At 45.6% G+C, this 21862-nt stretch carries 17 protein-coding genes; 7 read left to right on the top strand and 10 right to left on the bottom strand.

Annotated elements, in window-relative coordinates; translation table 11 throughout:
* Positions 1-60: 60 nt before the first annotated feature.
* Genes AC1DFM_RS09940 through AC1DFM_RS09925 form a run of 4 tightly spaced genes read right to left on the bottom strand, consistent with a single transcriptional unit; the run spans position 61 to position 6909 of the window.
* Complete coding sequence (locus AC1DFM_RS09940) at positions 61-1233, bottom strand: redoxin family protein (protein ID WP_477076562.1); 1173 nt, start codon at positions 1231-1233, stop codon at positions 61-63.
* A gap of 16 nt (positions 1234-1249) precedes the next feature.
* A complete protein-coding gene (locus AC1DFM_RS09935) occupies positions 1250-2482 on the bottom strand; it encodes a TlpA family protein disulfide reductase (RefSeq protein ID WP_477076561.1) in 1233 nt (410 codons plus the stop codon).
* Positions 2483-2515: 33 nt separating this feature from the next.
* A complete protein-coding gene (locus AC1DFM_RS09930; protein WP_477076560.1) occupies positions 2516-3841 on the bottom strand; it encodes a RagB/SusD family nutrient uptake outer membrane protein in 1326 nt (441 codons plus the stop codon).
* 11 nt (positions 3842-3852) lie between these two features.
* The gene (locus tag AC1DFM_RS09925; protein ID WP_477076559.1) at positions 3853-6909 is read right to left on the bottom strand and encodes a SusC/RagA family TonB-linked outer membrane protein; all 3057 of its coding nucleotides are present in this window, start codon (positions 6907-6909) and stop codon (positions 3853-3855) included.
* Between the two features lie 306 nt (positions 6910-7215).
* Between AC1DFM_RS09925 and AC1DFM_RS09920 the strand changes: the two genes are divergently transcribed.
* From AC1DFM_RS09920 to AC1DFM_RS09905, 4 genes are read left to right on the top strand one after another with little or no spacing between them, the layout of a single operon-like run.
* Positions 7216-8214, top strand: coding sequence for a LytS family sensor histidine kinase (locus AC1DFM_RS09920; RefSeq protein WP_477076558.1), 999 nt, complete (start codon positions 7216-7218; stop codon positions 8212-8214).
* The gene (locus tag AC1DFM_RS09915; protein ID WP_477076557.1) at positions 8207-9268 is read left to right on the top strand and encodes a sensor histidine kinase; all 1062 of its coding nucleotides are present in this window, start codon (positions 8207-8209) and stop codon (positions 9266-9268) included. Before AC1DFM_RS09920 ends, AC1DFM_RS09915 begins: the two co-directional genes overlap by 8 nt.
* 4 nt (positions 9269-9272) lie before the next feature.
* Positions 9273-9968, top strand: a complete 696-nt coding sequence (locus AC1DFM_RS09910; protein ID WP_477076556.1) for a LytR/AlgR family response regulator transcription factor — start codon at positions 9273-9275, stop codon at positions 9966-9968.
* A 41-nt stretch (positions 9969-10009) separates the two neighbouring features.
* Positions 10010-10618: a hypothetical protein gene (locus tag AC1DFM_RS09905; protein ID WP_477076555.1), complete on the top strand. Its 609-nt coding sequence runs from the start codon at positions 10010-10012 to the stop codon at positions 10616-10618.
* Between the two features lie 76 nt (positions 10619-10694).
* Here the strand turns inward: AC1DFM_RS09905 and AC1DFM_RS09900 are convergent, their stop codons facing one another.
* The gene (locus tag AC1DFM_RS09900; RefSeq protein WP_477076554.1) at positions 10695-11990 is read right to left on the bottom strand and encodes an EndoS/ChiA family endoglycosidase; all 1296 of its coding nucleotides are present in this window, start codon (positions 11988-11990) and stop codon (positions 10695-10697) included.
* A gap of 377 nt (positions 11991-12367) precedes the next feature.
* Between AC1DFM_RS09900 and AC1DFM_RS09895 the strand changes: the two genes are divergently transcribed.
* Positions 12368-12994 carry a hypothetical protein gene (locus AC1DFM_RS09895; protein ID WP_477076553.1) on the top strand — a complete coding sequence of 209 codons (627 nt, stop codon included), beginning with the start codon at positions 12368-12370 and terminating at the stop codon, positions 12992-12994.
* A gap of 54 nt (positions 12995-13048) precedes the next feature.
* Here AC1DFM_RS09895 and ppsA read toward each other — a convergent pair whose 3' ends face one another.
* Positions 13049-15469, bottom strand: coding sequence for a phosphoenolpyruvate synthase (gene ppsA / locus AC1DFM_RS09890; RefSeq protein WP_477076552.1), 2421 nt, complete (start codon positions 15467-15469; stop codon positions 13049-13051).
* A 209-nt stretch (positions 15470-15678) separates the two neighbouring features.
* Between ppsA and AC1DFM_RS09885 the strand changes: the two genes are divergently transcribed.
* Positions 15679-16179, top strand: coding sequence for an Lrp/AsnC family transcriptional regulator (locus tag AC1DFM_RS09885; RefSeq protein ID WP_477076551.1), 501 nt, complete (start codon positions 15679-15681; stop codon positions 16177-16179).
* Between the two features lie 55 nt (positions 16180-16234).
* Here the strand turns inward: AC1DFM_RS09885 and AC1DFM_RS09880 are convergent, their stop codons facing one another.
* The 3 genes from AC1DFM_RS09880 to AC1DFM_RS09870 all read right to left on the bottom strand — a co-directional run bounded on the left by AC1DFM_RS09880 (position 16235) and on the right by AC1DFM_RS09870 (position 20416).
* Entirely contained in the window at positions 16235-16765 is a 531-nt protein-coding gene (locus AC1DFM_RS09880) for a helix-turn-helix domain-containing protein (protein WP_477076550.1), read from the bottom strand.
* A gap of 188 nt (positions 16766-16953) precedes the next feature.
* On the bottom strand, positions 16954-18978 hold the full coding sequence (locus tag AC1DFM_RS09875) for a beta-L-arabinofuranosidase domain-containing protein (RefSeq protein ID WP_477076549.1): 2025 nt from the start codon (positions 18976-18978) through the stop codon (positions 16954-16956).
* 139 nt (positions 18979-19117) lie between these two features.
* Complete coding sequence (locus AC1DFM_RS09870) at positions 19118-20416, bottom strand: purple acid phosphatase family protein (RefSeq protein ID WP_477076548.1); 1299 nt, start codon at positions 20414-20416, stop codon at positions 19118-19120.
* 147 nt (positions 20417-20563) lie between these two features.
* Between AC1DFM_RS09870 and AC1DFM_RS09865 the strand changes: the two genes are divergently transcribed.
* Entirely contained in the window at positions 20564-21349 is a 786-nt protein-coding gene (locus tag AC1DFM_RS09865) for an alpha/beta hydrolase (protein ID WP_477076547.1), read from the top strand.
* Positions 21350-21352: 3 nt separating this feature from the next.
* Here the strand turns inward: AC1DFM_RS09865 and AC1DFM_RS09860 are convergent, their stop codons facing one another.
* Complete coding sequence (locus tag AC1DFM_RS09860; protein ID WP_477076546.1) at positions 21353-21808, bottom strand: carboxypeptidase-like regulatory domain-containing protein; 456 nt, start codon at positions 21806-21808, stop codon at positions 21353-21355.
* Positions 21809-21862 lie beyond the last annotated feature (54 nt).

The following is a 21862-nucleotide window of genomic DNA, read 5'->3' as shown; positions in this document are numbered from 1 at the left end:
AATGCCTGAGGGGGCTTACGATAAAAGGGTGTACCGGGTAATGCCGGTACACCTTTATTATTAGATGCCGAGGATGGCTTTTAGTTTTTGATCCAGTTCTTCACCGCCATTACCAACGATTTTGAACAATACTTTACCGGTTTTATCCAGTAGTATTTTGGTAGGGAAGCCGGTAATACCATATGACATGGCCAGGTTATTGGTGGCTTTGTCGTAGTTATTCAGTACCTGTATCCAGTTGATGCCATCATCTTTAATGGCTTTTAACCATGCGGCTTTGGCGTTGTTGATATCATCTGCTTTTTCATCTGCAATACCTACAATTTCCAGCCCTTTGTCTTTATACTTTGCGTATATTTCTTTCAGGTGAGGATGACTGGCTCTGCATGGGCCGCACCAGCTGCCCCAGAAGTCGAGCAATACATATTTTCCGCGGAGGGAAGATAGCGTAAAGATGTTATCCTGGTTATCTTTTTTGTTGAAGTTGATCACAGCGCCTTCGCTGGTAGCTTTGGCGCCAGTGATGCGGGAAGACAGGTATTTACCGAGGTAAGTATCTTTGTACGTATCGCTCAGTTTATTGAATGCCTGTTCATACGCCACCGGATCGAAATCGCTTTGCAGCCTGGTGAGTAAGTTAACGCTTAAAAATGACTTGGGATGAGCCGCAACGAACGCTTTCTGCATGGCAGTGAGTTCTTCGGTGGTTGCCAGCATTTCCGCTACTGCGGCTTTTTTCGCGGTGCTGTCTTCCGGTTTACGCATCCCGGCAGTTTTTTTACGCAGTTCCCATATCTTGGCAGTCAATGGCATTGATTTTTGCCTGAATGCATTCATTTCTTCATTGGCTTTATCTCCTTTTACAGTGGCCTTGTAGAGCTCTTCTGCATCACCCGTGATCTGTACATTCGTTTTATCCGATAGGATAATTTCCAGGGCGGGTGCAGGCATAAACATACCGCCTTTCACCATTTCGAATTTGCTGGCTGGATGACGGCTGAAGAAGGTGGCTATTAGAGGTTCGTTGATGCTACCAGAAAATACAAACTCGTCGCCTTTATGCGAGATGGCGGTATCTACTTTGTGACCGTCTGCGGTAACATAAGATATGGTCAGTTTATAATCTTCCTGCCCTTTGATGTGAGCCGTTACTTTGTAGCTTTTCTGCGCGGTGGCGGGGAGAAAAGAGGCCAGCAGCAAGCTGCCGGCCATTAAGAGGATGTTTTTTTTCATGGTTGGTGTATGATTTTTAGAATCCCATCATTTTAACAGCGCCGGCTTGACTCGGTGCTGCTTTGGCGCCTTTATTCAGACTTTCCTTTATTTTAGCTTCTGCTTCTTCGCCATAGCCGGTGAAGCGCTCCAGGATTTTGCCTTCGCGGTCTACCAGGTACATGGTAGGGATACCGGAAAACTGGAATTGCTCCATGGTTTTATCTTTGTTGTCGCTCAACATTTGTTCCCATGGCATTGCTTCTTCCTTCATGGCTTTTTTCCACGCGTTTTTGTCGGTGTCAATAGAAATGCTCACTACTTCGAAGCCTTTGTCTTTATAGCTGGCATACAGTTCTTTTACCTTTGGAATGGCTTGTCTGCATGGACCGCACCAGCTTGCCCAGAAGTCAACCAGCAGGTATTTGCCTTTGTATTTTTCCAGTCCGGCCAGTTGACCGTTAGCATCAGGATATTGTACACTCGGCATTGGTTGGCCTGATTTCAGGCGCATGGCTTGTGCTTTGTTAGTGATGATAGTTTCTTTTAAATCTTTGGCTTCGGTTAACCAGGGATAGCGCGCAATTAACAGATCCAGCATTTTCATGGCTTTATCATATTTCTCGCCTGCTTCTGTACCCGCCATGCCACGGATTGCAGATACGATTACCGGACGGTCTGCATAAGATTTTATCAGAACTTCCTCGCGTATTTTGTAATCTTCACTCATCGGGTTATACTTTTTGGTATTTTTCATATAACCGTACCAGGTAGTATCCGTTGCTTTCTTGGCATAATATTCCATGTTATATTCATCGATCATCCGGCGATAGCTAAGTTCGTTATTCAGCGAACTCATGTTGATGAAATTATTATCGTAAGATCCTTCTACATAATTGTAGTGAGGTACTTTTACTTTGTAGCGGGCAGTATCATAGCCTCTCATGGCTACCTTTACATCTGCATCACTCCAGAACGTTGCGTGGTCCCAGTTCATGGCATTGAGTTGGTAAACGCCCTGGTGATCCTGTTTGATGTTGAAGGAAAAGGTATTGTCTTTCCCAACAACGCAGGAATCTACCACTACTGGTTTCCCTTTCAGGTTATCTTTCAGCAGAAATACTTTGTTAACATCCTGTTTAGGATCGGTAAATTCTACACTACCTTTTACCGTAATGGCTTTTACTAATTTGTTTTGTTGCGCCATCAGTGCCGCAGGAGCGGTAAGCAACATGAGCGGTGCGCAAAATTTCAACATTGTTTTTTTCATCACTATTAGTTTAAATATAATTGATTTCCGTTTTTACTTACTGTAGTCAGCGTTTTGTGTCAGGTTTTCATTAATGAAAAACTCTCTGGATGGAATGGGCATCAATACGTGTGTAATGGGTTGTCCGAACGATTGCAGCCAGGCATTCATTTTGCCGAATCGTTGCATATCGCTCCATCTGAGTCTTTCTCCAATAAATTCTCTTCTTCTTTCCTGTTCAATAGTGGCGAGGAAAGCAGTAGGTGTAGCAAAATCAGCGTTGTTCACCGTGCTGGCTTTGCGGGCGCTGCGTAGCTGGTTATAGGTAGTTACGTCTACGGTACCTTTGCGGGCATTGGCTTCGGCAACAATCAGGAATGCTTCGCTATAACGGCATATCACATACGAAGGAGTGAGCTCCTGTGGAAATTTATTGAGGAAGTATACCGTGTCGATAATGCTACCGCCTTTGGTGCGAACAAAATAACTGCGGCGAACATCTGTTGCATCGTATGACTTTACAATATTGCTATCTACCCAGGTACTGCCTGTACCGGCTTGTCCGGTGCCTCCCTGGCCATATAGATTGGGAAGACCATTGAACGCACTGAGGCTGGTTTCGTTGATTTTATAAACCGCTTCGGCGCTATTCACGGAAGATTTGAAAATATCGCCAAAGTTGGGTTGCAGGCTGAGTTTTCCGGAGCTGATCACGGCGTTGGCCATCGATAGCGCGTCGTCATATTTAGCATGATTCAGATAGTATCTTGCCAGCAGCAGTTGTGCGCCTTGTTTGGAGCCGCTTACCGGGCTGGTATACGCAGGCAGCAGATCGATTGCGCTTTTGAGATCTTTTTCAATCAGCTGATTTACTTCCGCCACCGGATTGCGGGGCGGTCGGCTTTTAGGATTTTCGTTTCCGTAAACGATGACTACATCTCCGAAACATTCGGTGAGGAGCATATACGAAAACGCGCGCAGGAGATAAGCTTCTCCGAGTGTGGCACTAACGCTGCTGTCACCGGTGAGTGACTGTGCATAGTTGATTACCATATTCGCATTGGCAATGCATTGATACGGCTGTCTGTAGACAGGTACCAGTGCATTATCATTAGAAGGAATATTATTGCTCTCATAAGGGATGAAGCCCACGGTTTGAAAGTCATCGCTCATAATATCCTGTAGCCCATAGTAGGCATAGAATGCATTGTTATTGGAGAGCGCCAGTTTCGCCCCATTGATCACCAATGGCAGGTTGCTTTTGGAGAGCTGGGAAAAGGCAATCTTTGTATTAGGATCTACTTCTCCCAGCTGTTTGCTGCAGGAAGAGAAGCCGATGGTGAAGAACGCTGCAATAGGTAATAAAATATGTTGTTTCATGTGGTGACGTATTAAAATGAAAGATCTATACCAATAACAGCCGAACGCGGATTCGGCATGTTGGAAGTGACAACGCCGGCGTTGTTGGCCGCTTCGGGATCAAATCCTATGTATTTGGTGATCGTGAAAACATTCTGTGCAGATGCGTAGATGCGTGCCCGTGTAATTTTTGCTTTCGAGAGCAACGCAGTCGGCAGTTCATAGCTGACACTCAGATTACGAAGGCGAACATAAGAGGCATCGTAGATGAACTGGGTAGAAGGCCGTGAGTTCCAGTCATTGGTTTGTCCGGCGCCATGCGGTCCTGTAATGGCTCTGGGTACATCGGTGATATCTCCTTTTTGTTTCCAGCGTTTGTTGATTATATCAAATTTATTGGGCATCGCATTATAATAGTCCAGATCATAGTTGCGAAGTGTTTGCTCATAGAAGTCGTATATTTTGTTGCCTACCACATAGTTGAATAAAGCGGATACCGTAATTTTTTTGTAAGACAGGGTAATGTTGGTACCACCGGTAAATTTGGGTAATGCTACGGGCACGCTAATCATATCATTGGCATCCCATCTACCATCTTTATTCTGGTCTTTATACATCATGTCACCCGTTTGCGGATCTACGCCCAGTGATTGATATACCTGTACGGAGCCGAGTGATTGTCCTATTACAGCCCGGCTGTAAGGGCCGCCAAAAGTAAAGGTGCCGTAGTTGGTGAGGGAGTCTTTTAATGACACCAGCAAATTCCTGTTGATGTTCATATTGGTTTCCACTTTCCAGGAGAAGGCGGCGCCGCTGCGGCTGCTGACAGCCAGTTCCAGGTCTACTCCGTAGTTGCGGATGGTGCCAATGTTGTCGGGAATGGTGGCAGCACCATAGATATAAGAGATATTATTGTTGCTTAATAAACCGTCGGTGGTTTTATTGTAATAATCTGCTGTAAAAGTAACCCTGTTGTTAAGTAAGGTTACATCTATACCTGCGTCCACCTGTTTGGTACGTTCCCATCGAATGTCTGGATTCCCAATGGTAGTACCCAGGATAAGCGCGGGATTACCCATGTAGGAAGTGGCGGTGAGCAGGTTTTGCGCATCAAAGTATCCGAGCGGCCGGATGTTGCCACTCATGCCGTAGCTGCTGCGGATCTTGAGCTGATTAATGAGGCGGCTGCCGGCGAGGAAATTTTCGCGAGCCATATCCCATCCGCCGGAAATAGAAGGGAACCAGGCATAACGGGAATCGGCATTTAACTTGGAAGAACCGTCGCGACGAATAGAGGCATTGAGCAGGTATTTACCATCCCAGTCGAAACCGGTGCGCAGGAAATACGCATCAGATACTTCTTTGTTGTTGAGATTATAGCTGCCAATACTGGAAGGGCTACCGTAAGTAGCGCCGGATGCCGCACCGGTAATGCCATCCACTTTAGGGAATCCATAGATATCATAACCGAAGGAATTCAGTTCGTTACTATAGAAAGTATATCCTAATGTGCTGTTGATGCCCAGGTGCTTTACTCTTTTCGTATAGGTGAAGTAGTTGTCGAAGTTGTAAGAGAAGTTATCTACGCCCAGATTTTTGAACATACCTTTGTTAAAGGCGCCCTGGTAGCCGGCAGCCGGGTAAAAGGTAATGGCGAGATCATTAAATTTGGTAGCATTGAAAGAAGAGCGGAAAGAGAGGCCATCCAGCAGTTTCACATCTGCCGACAGGCTACCCAGGTATACATTATTTTTATCTTTGTTATTATTATCCATCATCACCCCCAGCGGATGCTGTTGCTGGCCTACATAGTAAGTCAGCGAACCATCCGGATTGCGTACAGGATCATCCGGGGTGTCAGGCCGGGCATTGAATGCAGCAACGATAGGGTTGCTCATATTTTTTTTGACAGATTGTGTAATGTTGATACTACCATTTACTTTGAGCCAGTTGTTTACCTGCTGGGTGAGGTCGAGGCGACCGGTATATCTTTCGAAGTTGCCGGTACCCAGAGAGGATGCTTCTGCATAACGGCCTAGCGACATGTAATAATTGTTTTTGTCGCCGCCGCCGCTCATACTGGCTTGAATGTTATTAACAGGTGCATTTTTATTCTTAATACGATCAAGCCAGTCGGTGCTGCGATTAGCCATCTGTAAGCCATTCAGCTGCCCCTGGAACCTGATGATATCATTTTTCAGCTGACTGATTCTGTCGGGGGAAAGGTTGCCGGGATGGGCCAGCAGGGTATCAATATCGTTGATCCGGTTGTTGCGGGAATCATCGAAAGCAGATTTATAATCTGCGGAATTGAGCATATGCCGGGAAGTGGGAACATTGTTTACCCCCGTGTACATGTTGATGTTTAGCGTTGGTCTGCTATTCAGCTTCCCTTTTTTAGTTGTAACGATAATCACACCGGTGGAGCCCCTGGCGCCGTATATCGCTGCTGATGCGGCGTCTTTCAGTACCTCTATCGACTCAATGTCCTGTGGATTGAGATTATTAATAGAGACGGTATTGCCTTCCAGGATGAGTCCATCTACTACAATCAGTGGATTGGCATTGTTGGCACTGATAGATTGTGATCCACGGATGAGAATATTAGGCGTGCTTCCGGGGGCACCATCTTTAGACGATACAAATACGCCGGCCACCCGGCCGGTGAGCGCTTTCCCGAAATCGCTGGCAATGTTTTTTTCCGGCGACAAAGCATCCGCTTTTACGGTGGAAATGGAGGTAGTCACATTCGACTTTTTTTGACTACCATATCCCACCACAACAGCATCGGTGAGATGAATGGCCTGCATCTTCATCAGAATGGGGCCTGTTTTAATCAGGCTGGCAGCTACTACTACATTTTCAAAACCAATAGAGGTGATTTGCAGTTGTGCATTGCCGGGCACATTCAGTTCAAATTCCCCTTTGTCGTTGGTGGTGGCCCCTTTTGTGGCGCCGATTACTTTTACCGTTGCTCCCGGAACTGGTTGATGGGATACCGCGTCCTTCACGGTCCCCTTTAAAATCTGCTGTGCATAGGCGGAGATACCGGACATGCATAGGAGGATAAATAAAAATGACTTTCTCATACAATAGTTGGTTGATTTTACGATATGTGAACGGTCCCGAACAAGAATGAAAATCCAAAGTACTTATCCTGTTATTTATTTTATCAGATAATGGACATACCCGGCAGTAAAAAGTACATTCCGACGTTTTATGTGGATGAAACAATTTTGATACTGAAATGCCGGAATATGCCTGAAATGACTGTTGGTAAGTACTTTGAGGGATTTGGTGAGGACGAACGGCGCATTAACAGGTACGAAAAAAATAAGCGCGGATTTATGCCGAAACAGTGGTGGTAAATACTATCTTCAAGGTTGTAAGTGTATATGAAACACCATAAACCATACCGGTACTTTGCGCACCTGGCTGTTTGGATGGCCCTGATACTGCTGTATATCTATCCGCAGATAAAGGGCGCATTGGCGAACGCACATCTGCTGAAATGGACTACTGTAAAATATCTGTTGTACGGCGCTATCAACTTCCAGTTGTTTTACCTGCTGGTGTTTGTATTCCTGCCAGATGTGGTAAAGCAACGGCAATACGGCCGGATGGTACTGTATACAATGGCGTCGATCCTGGGATTTTCTGTAGTTAAATATCTTATTGGCTATTTTATTTTTCCGGACGAAGTACTATTCAGGGCTATTCCGTTGAAGATGATGCCGGGTAAAGGGATGGCATCCATGTCGATAGCAGTGCCCAAGCACATGACTTTTATGGAGTATTTACCGTTGACGATACAGATGGGTACTGGCGTGGCGCTACTGGCCTATAGTTACCGGCTCTTTCTTGAATGGCGGAATGCCGCTCCGGGCGACCGGCTACTGGCAACTACCGCCGCGCAGGCACGGCAGCGGTATGAACGCATGCAGGAAGGCTCCCGGCAGTTGTTGTATAACCTGCAGCAATTGGGCCCGCTATTAGAGCACCCGGAGAAGCGCCAGAAAGAAGGCCCGCAGGCCATGTTATTGCTATCGGACCTGCTGAGATATATGTTATATGATAAAGCGATGGAACAGGATAAAGTGAGTTTGAAAAAGGAATTACTGAACTTTGAACGATACATAGCATTACGTAATCTTTATAATACAACTCAATCCATCACACTGGAAATAACAGGTAGTGAACCGGGAGGATTGGTAGAAGCCTTGCGTTTGCAATACCTGGCAGATAAGAGATTACGGGAACTGCAGCACGTTTCCGGTAGGTTGATGATAACAATTGATATTGGGAAAGAAGCGCTATGCTTGTCGGTGATCACGGAAAGGGCTGTTGATCCCTTTTCCATGGATGAAATAAATATAGGGTCGGAGCATGAATAATACCCGTAAAAATATCATTGAGTTTTTTGTGCTGATGCTGGTGTGGATGATACTGGTGTACGGACTGAATGCTATTACCCTTGTGAAGCGTACCCCGGTGGTGATGCGTAGTTTCCATATTAATTATGGTTTTTTCGGCATACTCAATTTCCTGTTATGTTATGTTTATCTGCGATGGGTGGTGCCTCCGTTCCTGCAACACAATAATTGGGGCCGGTTGTTAATGGTAGTACTGCCATTACTGGTGGGTAGCATCGTATTGAAATATCTGATTGCAGACACGTTTTTTCGGGATGTCGTTTTAAGTGGGGGATACCATTATGTGAACCATGAAAAGGTGCAGCTATATCAATCATTCCAGGCGTACTTTGTAAATGGTTTGTGGAGTGGTGTTGTTATCCTGGTAGCAGCGTTTGCCTATTGCTTTTTTATTTTATGGCAGCAGGAAGATAAACGGAAAGCCCTGTTGCAACAACAGCAACAACAGGCAGAATCAGGTTTTCTGAAGATGCAGTTAAATTCACACTTTCTGATCAACAGTCTTAACAGCATTTACTCGCTGGCGCTGGTGAATTCACCGGAAGTCGTAACGGCGCATAAAACCCTCACGGATCTGTTGGCCTATATGGTCAACCAGCCACCTGATATTGCTTACCGCGCCCCAATAGGAGAGGAGGTGCGTTATCTGCAGGACTTTGTTACCTTACAGCGTATTCGTACCGGTTGTCCGGAAGGTATTGTATTTAATTTTCCGACGGCTTTGCCGGAAAAAGTGGTAGCGCCATTATTGCTGGTTCCTTTTGTAGAAAATGCGTTTAAACATGGTGTCAGCAATAGGCCGGACAAACCCATCACCATTACGCTGACCTGCAATCCGCAAACACTCCTGTTTCAGGTGCATAACTACATATCCGGGCAACAGCGTGATAGAACGGGCGGTATAGGGCTGGATAATGTCCGTAAGCGCTTGCAATTGATTTATCCCGGCAAACATGCGCTGGAGATTGTGTCATTGAAAGAGGAATATTATAGTAATTTAGAGATTAACTGGTAATCATATGGCAGTAAAGTGTATAGTGGTAGATGACGAACCGTTGGCGGCGCAGGTATTGGTGTCCTTCATCAATAAAACGCCGGACCTGCAGCTGGTAAAAACATTTCTCCATCCACAGGAAGCATTGCTATTTCTGAAGCAGGAGAAGGTAGACCTGGTGTTCCTGGATATTCAGATGCAGGAGTTGAGTGGCATTGAGTTTATGCAGCTGGCGCCGCCGGGAATACAAATCGTTATTGTGTCTGCCTACGATGAATATGCCGTAGAAAGCTTTGATCGGGAGGCAGTAGATTATTTGCTGAAACCAGTATCCTTTGAGCGTTTTGCGAGAGCCGTACAAAGAGTACAAGCTAAAATTACCCCGGCTATTTCACAACCTGCCGGCACCGATTATATTTTTGTTCGCACGGATAAACGCATTGTGCGCGTAGATGTAAAGGATATCCTTTTTGTGGAAGCGCTGCGTAATTATGTGGCCATTCAAACAACGCAACAGAAAATTCTTACCCTGCAGAACTTACGCAGTTTTGAAGAGATCCTGGCGCCATTTCGCTTTTTCAGGGTACATAAATCCTATATTATCTCACTGGATAAAATAGATAGCATAGAACGCCAACGCATTTTTACAGGCACCTATAATGTGCCTATCGGCGATGCCTATATGAAACAATTTATGGAGGTGATTAATATGCCAAGATGAGTTATTTTTGATCGTAGTAATCACTGAATATCCATCTTCTCATGATAAAATTACTTGTGTTAATCATCATCGCTATTGCCTTTTTTATAGGCGCAGTAGTGACGATCGTTGTTGCCATTGTAAAGAAGAGAAAAGGAGGCTACTGGCTGTCGGCCATCCTGTTTATGTGTTGGGGAGCTGTTTCATTTTATACACTTTACTATGGCGTATGGAAAGGAACAGAGAAGGCGTTTCAAATGGCCGGCAATGTATTTCCCACCTTTGACAGTGATCAACCGGATACTGACGCCAATAAAAAGAATTTCAAAGCATTTTTAAAAGTGGAGGTGACCCCCGATGTGAAAAATATTTACTGTTTTGACGATGCCATAGGAATAGATGCAGATTATATGTTCTCCTTTAATTGTGATACGTCAACGGTAGCACAAATTATACTACGCAACGAGTTGAAGAAGGATACTATTTTGGGTGGAAATGAAGATGGGCTGCAACACGATTTTGATTGGTGGGATAAGGAACGGATTAAAATGCTGCCAAGGTATTCCTGGGATACAGAAGGCGATGCTACGAAGAAGACAGGTAATAATCATAAGCGCTTCTGGTATGATGAAGTGAATCAAAAGGCATACTATTTCGAATTCGATCTTTGAGAGTGGTGTTTTAAGTTTACTACTACTTAAAATAGAAAACCCACGTATTTACGACGTGGGTTTTCTATTTTAGGTATTACTGGATTTTTGCAGAACTCATTTTATCATTTGCACTGGGACTTAGGCCACCCAGCCAACTATTATTACTGGTAAGTGTCCACGAGGTACCGGAGAAATTATCATCTGCATAGATAATAACCGTCCAGCYGGAAGGTATTTTTACAGAAGAAGCCCAATCATTTACCACTCCCTTTGCCTGTAATTGAGATAATGTATAATTCCCTTTAGGAATGAATTGTGAGGCGGTACCTCCATAATTGGCATCCTGGTAAAATACAACACCAGTTGTGCCGCTACTGCCACCAACAGGGTTCATTATTTGTATCAGTTGTTTACTGACGATATAAGTAGGGGCATAGGCGGTGTTATCTGTGGAGGAAGTCAATGGTGCATCCCTATCTACCGCATAGCCAAATACGCCCCCTTTTTTACCGGTAGTAGGTTCCCAGCGGGCATAATCATATGCGCGGCCGGTACCATTTACCGGATAGGTAACATCATACCAAACATTGGAGGGGTATCCTCTTTCTTCATAAAAAGAAAAGCCAGGTACAAATTGTGTTGATTGAATATAAGGGGAGAAGGTATTCCAGGTKGATTGCAAAGTACTGGCGCCACGACCGTAAGCCTGTAACCATACATAGTTCACCATGGTATACACTTTTTTGAAGAGGTTGTTGTTGCCATCCTGGTTGGTATCAAATGTAAGCAGTTTTCCGGTACCTGATTTAGGACCGAGGTAGCTGGAAAGTGCTTTGTATACACCCGCCATGTCGGTCAGGGTTTGACCAGAAGGATTGCTTTCTATGTCAATATCATAACCATCGAATCCATATTTATTGATGGTACTATCCATAATATGTTTTGCTGTCAGGGCATAACCGGCAGAATCATGCGTAGCGCCGGAAACAAGGTCTAGTCCGCCTGTCAGGATTACTTTGGTACCTTTTGTATGTAGTGTATTAATCCATCCAGGCACCTGGCTAGCCACGGGCGAAGTGGGTGAAAAGCAAAACAGGATGAGTACATCCAGACTATCTGGTACCTGTGAAAAATTAGTGCCGAATGGAGCCGGTCCATAACAAGGCCCTTCCAGGCGATAAAAGGCTGCATAAATTTCGTGAGGACGGCTTTTGTACGCCAGCAGACTATCGAGGGGGCCATTCAGTGTGGTTGCATTGGCGCCTGCTGCCAGAGAGGCATTACTGTTGGCGGATAACTGATCGGAGCGTAGATTTTTGGTACAACCAGTGCCCAATAAAAGGATTAACAGCGCGGATAATAACGGGAATAATAAACACTTTTTTTTCATGTGGATGAATTTTATGGTGAATAATGATGCCGGTGGCCAATGATATGGGAATGATGATGTGGCATAGATGATGCGCTTTAGTAATGGGCTAACATATACTTAAGACATCCCTATGTGTTGGGTTAAATACGCTCTCTTATTGCTCGATTTGGGTCTATATGCTCTTTCTCATTGCTCGATTTGGGTCCGTAACGATATAATCGCCAACTGTTACTAAGATACGTTAAAATCAAATACGCGTTATTTTTTTCTGAGGGTATGCCAGGCCAAAGCCAGGTGGATAATGTGAATAGTTTTCAGCTCATTTGTAGTGGTGTTGATAGTCGTCATATTCACAGGACAATTGTTCTAAGCTTTAAAATCATTACATTCATTCTATGCGTATCCTCCTATACCTTGTTATTGTACTGGTAGCTGCTGCCTGTCAAGCTCCGAAAGAACCTGCCCGTAATACTACTTTAGTATTGAAAGATAATCGTGGTATTATTAAGATGAACCTGCCGTCCACCTGGGATACAGCATTGCAGTGGAAGCAAAATAGTGATTGTTCATCCTGTGATGAACTTAAATACCGCTTTCAACCTAAAAAATTTCCTATTGCTTTAGAAAGGGGCTCTTTTTATACACGATTTCCCAAGGATTCAATTGAGCAATTAACTATTATACAATCGGTAGAGAAAAGGAAAATAAGGTATACTTTGGAAGACTTCAAACAAGATCGCAGTGCCATGAGGGAATATTTTCTGAAAGAGAATTATCATGCAAAATTCGTGATGGATACAATCTGTCAGGTAGGGACGCATTTTATAGCGGCAGTAGGTGTTACTAATAAGAGTGTGGATGAGGGGATGCTGTCTTACGATATTAATGCCATCACCATTGTAAAAGGTGATAGGGCGACATTGGAATTTAAGTTTTTATCAAAAGAAGGAGGTGAGGATGGAAAGCTTTTTGTGGGAAAAGTGATGGACATCATTAATTCACTGCAATTGGAAGATGAGTAGCTAAAATGACGAAACCCTGTGTCTCCACAGGGCTTCATCTGCATCTAACTTTTCCTACTTTTCTAACTTTTCCGCCTCATGAATCGCTCTTACCGTTTTTATGATTGCATCTGGTGTAACTGAAATACTGTCAATGCCCTGTTGTACCAGGAACTTGGTGAACTCCGGAAAGTCGGATGGTCCTTGTCCGCAAATACCTACTTTCACTTTTTGTTGCTTCGCTACTTTAATCAGATGTGCAATCATCCGCTGTACTGCCGGGTTCAGTTCATTGTAAAGATTGGCCACCAGGGAGGAATCCCTGTCGAGACCAAGTGTGAGCTGCGTCAGATCATTTGATCCTATCGAGAAGCCATCAATGAAAGCGGAAAATTCTTCCGCCATCATAATATTGGAGGGGAGTTCTGCCATCAGGTATACTTCGAGTCCATCGTCGCCACGGCGTAATCCGAATTCTTCCATGGTAGCCAGTACCAACTGAAGTTCTTCTACGGTGCGGCAGAAAGGAATCATTACCACTACGTTTTTGAGTCCCATGGTTTGTCGTACTTTGAGGAGGGCTTTACACTCCAGTTCAAAGGCCGCTTTATATTGGGGAGAGTAGTAGCGGGATGCGCCTCTCCAGCCGATCATGGGATTTTCTTCAATAGGCTCAAAGTATTTACCACCTAGGAGGTTGAAGTATTCGTTGCTTTTGAAATCAGAGAAGCGCACAATTACTTTTTCCGGATAAAATGCGGATGCAATTTTTCCTACGCCGTAGGCCAGTTTGTTCACGAAGTAATCTGTTTCGTTATCGTGGCCTTGTATCAGCTGGGCTATTTCGGCGGAGAGTGCAGCGTCCTGCAGTTCTTTGTGCTTTAATAACGCCAACGGATGTACTTTGATGTAGTTGTTGATGATGAACTCTTCTCTGGCCAGTCCTACGCCCTTGTTGGGCAGATGTGCGAACTGGAAAGCCATAGAAGGAGAGCCAACGTTGAGCATCAGCGGCGTGCGTATTGCAGGCAGTTGGGTAAGGTCCAGTTGTTCTTCCCGGAAAGGCAACAGTCCTTCGTATACAATGCCATCGGTGCCTTGTGCGCAGCAGACGGTGATTTCCTGGCCATCATTTAATTTTTCGGTAGCGTCGCCGCAGCCAACAATAGCAGGGATACCCATTTCACGCGCTACGATGGCAGCGTGACAAGTACGTCCGCCCTTATTGGTGACGATAGCGGAGGCCATTTTCATGATGGGCTCCCAGTCGGGGTCCGTCATATCGGTGACCAGTACATCGCCGGGTTTGAATTCACTACCGGTAATTAAGCGGTTATCCAGGGAAAAGAGGATATTGACTTTGCCGGAAGCAATTTTATCACCTACCGCAATACCTTTTAATAATTGTTTGGCCGTGTCGGTATGATCAATGGCGTAGGAGGTGATCAGGTTATGATCTTTCCTGGAGTGGATAGTTTCCGGGCGGGCCTGTACAATGTATAATTCATTGGTGAGGCCATCTACTGCCCATTCGATATCCATTGGGCACCAGCGGCCTTTTTTATCGGAGTAGTAGGTTTCAATGCTGCATACCCAGGTAGCCAGTTGCATGATTTGAGCATCACTCAGGCAAAAATGTTGCTGTTGCTTTTTTTCTACCTGGATGATTTTCGTTCTTTCATCGCTGCTTTCTCCATACACCATTTTCTTGTCTTTCACGCCCAGCTTCTTTTCGATGATGGGGATGTAGCCGGCTTGCATGCAGGGTTTGAACACGATGAATTCATCGGGAGATACAGCGCCCTGTACCACCATTTCCCCTAAGCCGAAGGAGCCGTTGATCACTACTACATCTTTGAATCCGGACTCTGTGTCAAGAGAGAAGGCAACGCCGGAGGCGCCGAGATCGGAGCGTACCATTTTTTGTATACATACGGACAAGCCTATACTAAAATGGTCGTAGCCGAAGTTAGCGCGATAGCTGATGGCGCGGTCGGTAAAGAGGGAGGCAAAACAGTTTCTTACGGCATCAATTAATGCAGCGGGACCTCTTACATTGAGGAAGGTTTCCTGCTGGCCTGCGAAAGAGGCGTCGGGGAGGTCTTCAGCGGTAGCGGAAGATCTTACCGCCACATCTGTTTGTTCCTGTCCGTATTCCTGTGATAACTGATGATAGGCGGCAATGATCTGATCACTCAGTTCATGTGGAAACCGGGTGTTGCTGATGGCCTGTCTTATTTTTTGCCCGGCTCTGCGCAGGGTGAGGATATCGTTAAAGTCGACCGTAGCTACCTGTTCGGCGATAAAATTTTCCAGCCCGCTATGCTTCATAAATTCGTAGTAAGCGGTAGTGGTGATAGCAAATCCATCGGGCACGGCTACGCCCATTTTGTCGAGGTTGGCAATCATTTCTCCCAATGAGGCTGATTTCCCGCCTACCAGGGCAATAGCATCCATGCCCACCGCTTTTAGCGGTAGTACAATACTTTCTCTCATATCGAAATGAGTTTAATGAATAAAAAATATGGAAGGATGATGTATGTCTTCCAAACGTGGTTTGATTTCTATTGCAGCAAATTATAGCATGTGAAGGTGTAACGACAACAAGCCGGATAAAAGCGAAAACAAAACTAAAAAAAATGGTTGCCGCCGATTTTTTTTCCTAAATCAGTAACAGTTCCCCTATTTTTGATAAAAATACGAGCATGAGTTTCATACCTGACCAGATTGATATGTGTATAATGGACATATTGCAGGAAGACGCCAGAACAACAAATAAAGAGATTGCTTCCAGGTTAGGTAAGTCAGTTACTTCTATCTTTGAAAGAGTAAAACGACTGGAAGCAGAAGGGTATATTTTACGTTATATCGCGGTACTCAACAGGAATAAGCTGGGCAAAAACCTGGTGGCTTATACCAGCGTAACGCTGAAGGAGCATGGCCACGACCGGCTGCTGGCCTTTGAGCATAAGATCAATTCTTTCCCCGAAGTGATGGAATGTTATAAGATGAACGGACAATTTGACTACCTGTTAAAAGTGCTGGTAGCAGATATGGAAGCCTATGAACAGTTTAACCTCAGTAAATTATCCAAGCTGGACAATATCTATAAGATCCGCAGCCTGTTTGTTTTAGCAGAGTCTAAGTTTGAAGTGGACCTGAATTTAACAACGGGTATGCAAACGAAATTGCAGCATAAAAAATAAATAAATTTAAAAAGTAGGGGAGGCGGGTCAGGCGTCCCTTACTTTTTAAAAGTATTTATAATTGGGAGGGAAACGAGAAGTATTGCGTAACATGTCGTTTCTCCTCTTTCCTCAGCTTGATATTGGTTTGTAGTTCGTATTCTTTCTCTCTCTCCAGCATTCTATGCCATAGGACCGCATCAATATTCTTATTTGAATGAAGTTCCAGCCGGATCAGAATTTTGTCGCCGGGTTTTCTATGACCGTTGAGTATCTGACTTAATTCTGACGGCTCCATTCCTATTTGTTCTGCAAAATCTTTATTCTTTAGCTGAAGCCTGGAAATATATTCTTTCAGAAAAAAGCCAAAAGACATTTCTTTATTATAGGGCTTCTTTTTTAAGTAGTCTTCCATTTGAAATCGCAACTGAAGGATGGCAGCAAGTATTCTTTTTTCATTTGATAAATTGGAGACTAATGCTTTGTTTAACTTTCCAAACTCCTTTAGTATGGCTTTTCTTTCCTCTTTGCCGGGATCTTCTGATATGATATGAGCATCTGCAATTTCTTCAGCAGAAAACTTTCGTGACTTTTTGTTGTGAACCATAGTAAACCTCCTGTGTAATTTTGACTTTCAGAATGCGGAATTGGTAACTATTAAAGTTACGAAAGAAGTAAATAAAAATTACAAAAAATGTAATTTTTTATCTCCCAAAATGAGATTTATAATAACAAGGAGTTACAAACCATCATGATGGTTGTGATCAGACAATACCGCTGACTATTATTGATAATCTACCGGTTTCCCAACACCGGAAATTCTGAAATCCGCAACCGCGTGCAGCCATAGGGGATGAGTGTTATTTCTTCTTCTTTATCATCGCTTTCCATACCATAACTGATATTAGGAATGGGCCCACTCATTTCATTATACAATTGCCAGGAAGGGATTCTTCTGGCCGTTGTTTTTATGGAGATGGGTACCTGTTTGGTGTGCCATGGATCAAGGGGAATCACAGGTGCCTTTACTACTTTGTATTGCCCCTCATTTTGACGATCAGGACTGTTTATCAGGCCGTAGTTCCAGGGTGTGGCTGGTCGTATTTCCGTATACGTTTGACCGTAGTCGCCCGGATCTTTTGTATTGTGGATGAGTTGTTCCGTTTCCCCGATTTGCAAGGCATAGGTAAGCGGACCGCGTTCTACCGACAGGGAATTTTCATTCCACGTTTGCTGATAGAGGTGCATGGGGAGTTCCAGCGTGAGCACATCGCCGGGAGCCCATTCACGGGCTACCTTCACTACCTGGTTGCCGGTAGCTTCCTGCCATACATTCCCATTTATTTTGATGATACCTTTTTTGCACCAGGCAGGTATGCGCAGGTGAAAGGGGAATTGTATTCTCTTAGGACTGTTCAGCGTAAACCGGATGCTTTCTTCAAAAGGGTAGTTGGTTTCTTCTTTGATGGTAGCCGGTATTTGCGCGCCTACATATACTTTCACTTCACTGGGTGCATAGAGGAGCGCGGCCACACCACTGTCGGTAGTAGCATACCATAAGTTTTGGGTGAATTTAGGCCAGCCCTGGTGCATGTTGGAAGTACAGCAGGGGTAGCCGGTCAACAGGCCATAACAGAGGTCTGTGCCGCTATGATTCACGTCGAAGTTGCGAATATGCCGGGTAGCCATTACCTGGTTGGCCTGCTGGAAATACTGATGCGTCATGAAGTCGGCCGACATCTGCGTGGGAAGTGCATTGAATGCAATTTTTTCCAGTTGATCCGCATAGCTTACTTCGCCGCTTATTTCCAGGATGCTTTCCAGGGTAAACATCATTTCTACCGCGGTGCAGAGTTCAGCCCCCTGCGTTGGGTTGTTACCATGCAAGGCTTCATCGCCGCCAAAGAGTCCCTGTGGCGTGCCATTGAAGCGGCGCAGGTCTTCAAAGCCTTTGAGCGTAGCCGCTCTATATTTGGCGTCCGGCTGCTGCTGATAGTAGATCATAGGCTCTTTCATGCCCTGGGCAAGGTTTACGCCGTGAATACTACCGGTGGTAGATAAGAGAGCTGTATGCAGGAATGCATCCGTGTAGTCAAACGTTTGATGATGTAATAGTTTGGCAAGATCCAGCAGAAAGGCATCCCCGGTGATATTATATAACCAGTAAACCACCATCAGGTTATCGCCGGCCCGGTAGCGTGCCCAGAAGGTCCAGTGATCCAATGGATGTTGCGGTAGTTCTTTTAACTGATAGCGGAAGTAGTTCGTCATCAGGCGAATAATGCGGGGATCGGCGGTGGCTTCGTAGTATTGTTTCAATACTTTCAGCATCACCATTTTGGGCCACCAGTCGCGGCTATTATCCCGTTGGACACCAGATTCCGCGGGGTAGTCTTTGGCGGGTCCAAAATAGCCATCGGGTTGCTGACTTTTAATAGACCATTCCACCCAGGGTTTTACTTTCGCGATGAGCGCGGTGTCTTTCAGGATATAGGCGAGTGGGAGCAGGCCGTCGATCCAGTAGGGGCCACGTTCCCATTGATCGCCGTCGCCGCCCAGCCAGCCATTGCGTGGTCCCATGACCAGTGGATACAGCTGATCCAGTTGCCCGGTAGCGCCATTTTTTTGTTGTACTAACAGATGAAGCAGCCAGCCTTTGGGCGTGATAGCGCCCAGTGGAAGGGCGAGGTAAGGTTTGGGTGCAAGTGGTGCCCGGTTAGGATGATAAGAAGGCACAGGGGTGATACTCTTTTTCCCCTGTGCCAGGGTGGCTAAGGAAAGACCCAGCCATAGCGTGGAAATAATAGCAACGAATTTCATGAACGGTTAACGCAATTTACCTGACTAAGGTAGCCGGAATAGGGACCCGCTGTTATCGCAAATGGCTCATTCTTTCCATAAAACGTATCAAAATGAGCCATCAGGCAGCTTCATGATAAAATGCGTATAGGTGTGGGCGTCAGGACTTGCGCTCTACCAGCCGGTTGGTACGTCCGGGCCGTTTCACCAGATCGAAGGCATCGAATACTTCGCCGGTGGCCAGGCAGGAGCGGAAAGACAACGTATCTTTATCGATCGTGATCAGGCTGTACAATTGGATATCGCCGGTGACTACATCGGTCCATTCGATGTTGCTGTCGTATTCATACATTTTGGAACCGCTTACGGTAACGAGGTACATAGTGCCTCCCGGCGCTACCTTTTGCATGCCGCGACCATAGGCATGATCGTGTCCCTGCAGTACGATGTCCACTTTATATTGATCGAAGAGCGGTTTGAACCAGGTTTTCACGGCTTTGTTATCCCGTCCTTTTTTAGTGGAGAATACGGGGTGGTGCATGGTGACACAGGTCCATTTGCAGGGATTGTTTTTCAGCACATTTTCCAGCCACGCAGTTTGACGGCGTATCTGTGTTTCGTTGATAGCATCTTCTATCATCATGGTATTGAGCGAAATGAAACGTACGTTTTGGATGTCCGTATAATAGACGCTGCCATCGAGGTAATCATCTCCTGTACCATTGGCCGGCAGGCCAAACTGTTCTTTCCAGTACACCGATAGATGTGGCTGGTCATTTTCGTGGGTGTATTCATGGTTGCCTGGCGTAACAATGGCGGGTACGCTGCCATGTATATAACCACCGGCTTCAAACCACTGGCCCCATTCTTCGTCGCTGTTGGCGCGGTTAACGAGGTCGCCGGCGTGAATCACCAGCTGGGCATCGGGTAGCTGTGCATAGGCTTTCCGGATTACGCGGCTCCAGAAGGGGCGGATGCCAACCTGGGCATCGCCGAGGTAAATAAAAGACAAACGGCTGCTATCGGCGGCGGCTGTACGAAAAGTCATCCACTCGCTCCAGCTGTTATCGTTGCCCACCCGGTAGGTATAAGTAGTGGCTGGCTGCAGCTCCTGCAGGGTAACGCGGTGATGTGCGGCAGTCACCTGTTCAAACCGGAAGCTGCGGGCATCCGCATTTACCCGGATGGCTTTGGCGGCAAAAGAAGGATGTGCATCTGCAATGGCGTATTCTGCATAATGCGCGCCGGTAGCACTGGCTGTACGCCAATTCAGGGTCACCGACGTAGCCGGTTTATCCGTTACCGTTAGTATAATGCGGTCCGGGATATTGCTGGCGGGATAGGCCAGGGGCGCCGGTTCACCGGGAATGGCGGCCGATTGTAATAATGCCGCACCACCCGCAAATGGGAGCAGGCTGCCGGCTTTGAGAAAGTTGCCGAGGAATTTTCTTCGCTTCATCTGTTGCATAATAAAGTGTTGTTGGAATCAGAAGGCCACTTGTACATCATGGTATCAGGACATACAAATATAACCGGGGCATGTTATGCCATTGTTAAGTCAGCCATGGTGACTATCTTTTTTATGTGTAAGTTTGAAAGAAAAAAAATGCGTCTGTTATTCTTATTGTTTGGCATCTTACTCGTTAGCACAGCTCACGCACAAACCACTCCCTTCACCATTGGCGAGGTACAGCAGCTCCGGTCCAATGAATTGAACGAAGAACGCACACTGAATATCTATCTCCCGGAGGGATATCAAAAAAATACCCAACAACAGTACCCGGTGATCTACCTGCTGGATGGATCGGCTAATGAAGATTTCCTGCATATGGTAGGACTGGTACAGTTTTTAACGATGATTGAAAAAATGCCGCCTACCATAGTGGTGGGTATCGCTAATGTAGACCGTAAGCGCGACTTTACCTTTCCTACAACTATTGAAGAAGATAAGAAAGCATATCCTACCACCGGGTATTCTGCGCGGTTTATCCGTTTTCTGGAAAAGGAGCTACAACCTTATGTAAAACAACATTTCCGGACCAATGACACCACTACGCTGATCGGGCAATCGTTAGGCGGTTTGCTGGCCACTACGGTGCTGGCTGAACGCCCGCAGTTATTCAGCCGCTATGTGATTATCAGTCCGAGTTTATGGTGGGACAATGAATCGCTACTGGCCAAAGTAAAACCTCCTTTTGCGAACGCGCAGATTTTTATTGTCGTGGGTAAGGAAGGCAAACAAATGGAGGACGATGCAAAAGCACTGGCTACAAAGCTACAGGCGGCAAAGGCGTCGGTAACGTTTGCACCTATGCCGGAGGAAAATCATCTCACTATTTTGCATAATGCCGCGTATAAAGCATTACAGGTGTTGAATGCGCCGAAGAAGTAAGGGTTAGTGTTTGTTTTTATGCCGCTTTATTCCTTTTACAGGAGGGCAGGGTACATCTGATCCCGCTGGGCGCGGATTCATCATAACGTTCCCCAGGTCCATCCCGTTTTCAGCGTGCAGGTTGGTGATCGTAATTTCCTTATTATAAAAAGTCATAGCTGAAAATACCAGTGTGATGGTATCTCTACCCGGAACATAACGGAGCTGAAAATCCCCGTTGCCGCCAGATATCACACCAATGTTCGTTCCTTTTATCATGATAGTGGTGGCAGGGAGTCCTTCTACCGTTTTCGTATAGTCGTTTACTGCCTGAACAGTGCCTTTCACCAGAAAGGTATCCGGTTGTATGGCCGGCATTGCCAAACGGGCATGCGCCGGGGTGAAACTCAGTAACCATGCGGCTCCGCCGATGGCAGCTCCGCATAAAAAGGTGCGTATAGGTAGTGCTATTTTCTTCATGGCTGCTACAGGTTGATGGTAACGGGATGTTATTAAATATAAGTTTTTTTAATA

This window comes from Chitinophaga sp. 05T412 (genome assembly GCF_056396465.1).
The sequence above is the reverse complement of the archived record's forward strand: the minus strand, read 5'-3'. Positions and strand labels throughout refer to the sequence as shown.

Bases quoted from the DNA above. Each gene is read 5' to 3' on its own strand.
- AC1DFM_RS09885 (WP_477076551.1), top strand. From the start codon at position 15,679: ATGAGTTTCATACCTGACCAGATTGATATGTGTATAATGGACATATTG.
- AC1DFM_RS09895 (WP_477076553.1), top strand. From the start codon at position 12,368: ATGCGTATCCTCCTATACCTTGTTATTGTACTGGTAGCTGCTGCCTGT.
- AC1DFM_RS09930 (WP_477076560.1), bottom strand. From the start codon at position 3,841: ATGAAACAACATATTTTATTACCTATTGCAGCGTTCTTCACCATCGGC.
- AC1DFM_RS09915 (WP_477076557.1), top strand. From the start codon at position 8,207: ATGAATAATACCCGTAAAAATATCATTGAGTTTTTTGTGCTGATGCTG.
- AC1DFM_RS09905 (WP_477076555.1), top strand. From the start codon at position 10,010: ATGATAAAATTACTTGTGTTAATCATCATCGCTATTGCCTTTTTTATA.
- AC1DFM_RS09880 (WP_477076550.1), bottom strand. From the start codon at position 16,765: ATGGTTCACAACAAAAAGTCACGAAAGTTTTCTGCTGAAGAAATTGCA.
- AC1DFM_RS09860 (WP_477076546.1), bottom strand. From the start codon at position 21,808: ATGAAGAAAATAGCACTACCTATACGCACCTTTTTATGCGGAGCTGCC.
- AC1DFM_RS09910 (WP_477076556.1), top strand. From the start codon at position 9,273: ATGGCAGTAAAGTGTATAGTGGTAGATGACGAACCGTTGGCGGCGCAG.
- AC1DFM_RS09920 (WP_477076558.1), top strand. From the start codon at position 7,216: ATGAAACACCATAAACCATACCGGTACTTTGCGCACCTGGCTGTTTGG.
- ppsA (WP_477076552.1), bottom strand. From the start codon at position 15,469: ATGAGAGAAAGTATTGTACTACCGCTAAAAGCGGTGGGCATGGATGCT.
- AC1DFM_RS09870 (WP_477076548.1), bottom strand. From the start codon at position 20,416: ATGAAGCGAAGAAAATTCCTCGGCAACTTTCTCAAAGCCGGCAGCCTG.
- AC1DFM_RS09925 (WP_477076559.1), bottom strand. From the start codon at position 6,909: ATGAGAAAGTCATTTTTATTTATCCTCCTATGCATGTCCGGTATCTCC.
- AC1DFM_RS09875 (WP_477076549.1), bottom strand. From the start codon at position 18,978: ATGAAATTCGTTGCTATTATTTCCACGCTATGGCTGGGTCTTTCCTTA.
- AC1DFM_RS09935 (WP_477076561.1), bottom strand. From the start codon at position 2,482: ATGAAAAAAACAATGTTGAAATTTTGCGCACCGCTCATGTTGCTTACC.
- AC1DFM_RS09940 (WP_477076562.1), bottom strand. From the start codon at position 1,233: ATGAAAAAAAACATCCTCTTAATGGCCGGCAGCTTGCTGCTGGCCTCT.
- AC1DFM_RS09865 (WP_477076547.1), top strand. From the start codon at position 20,564: ATGCGTCTGTTATTCTTATTGTTTGGCATCTTACTCGTTAGCACAGCT.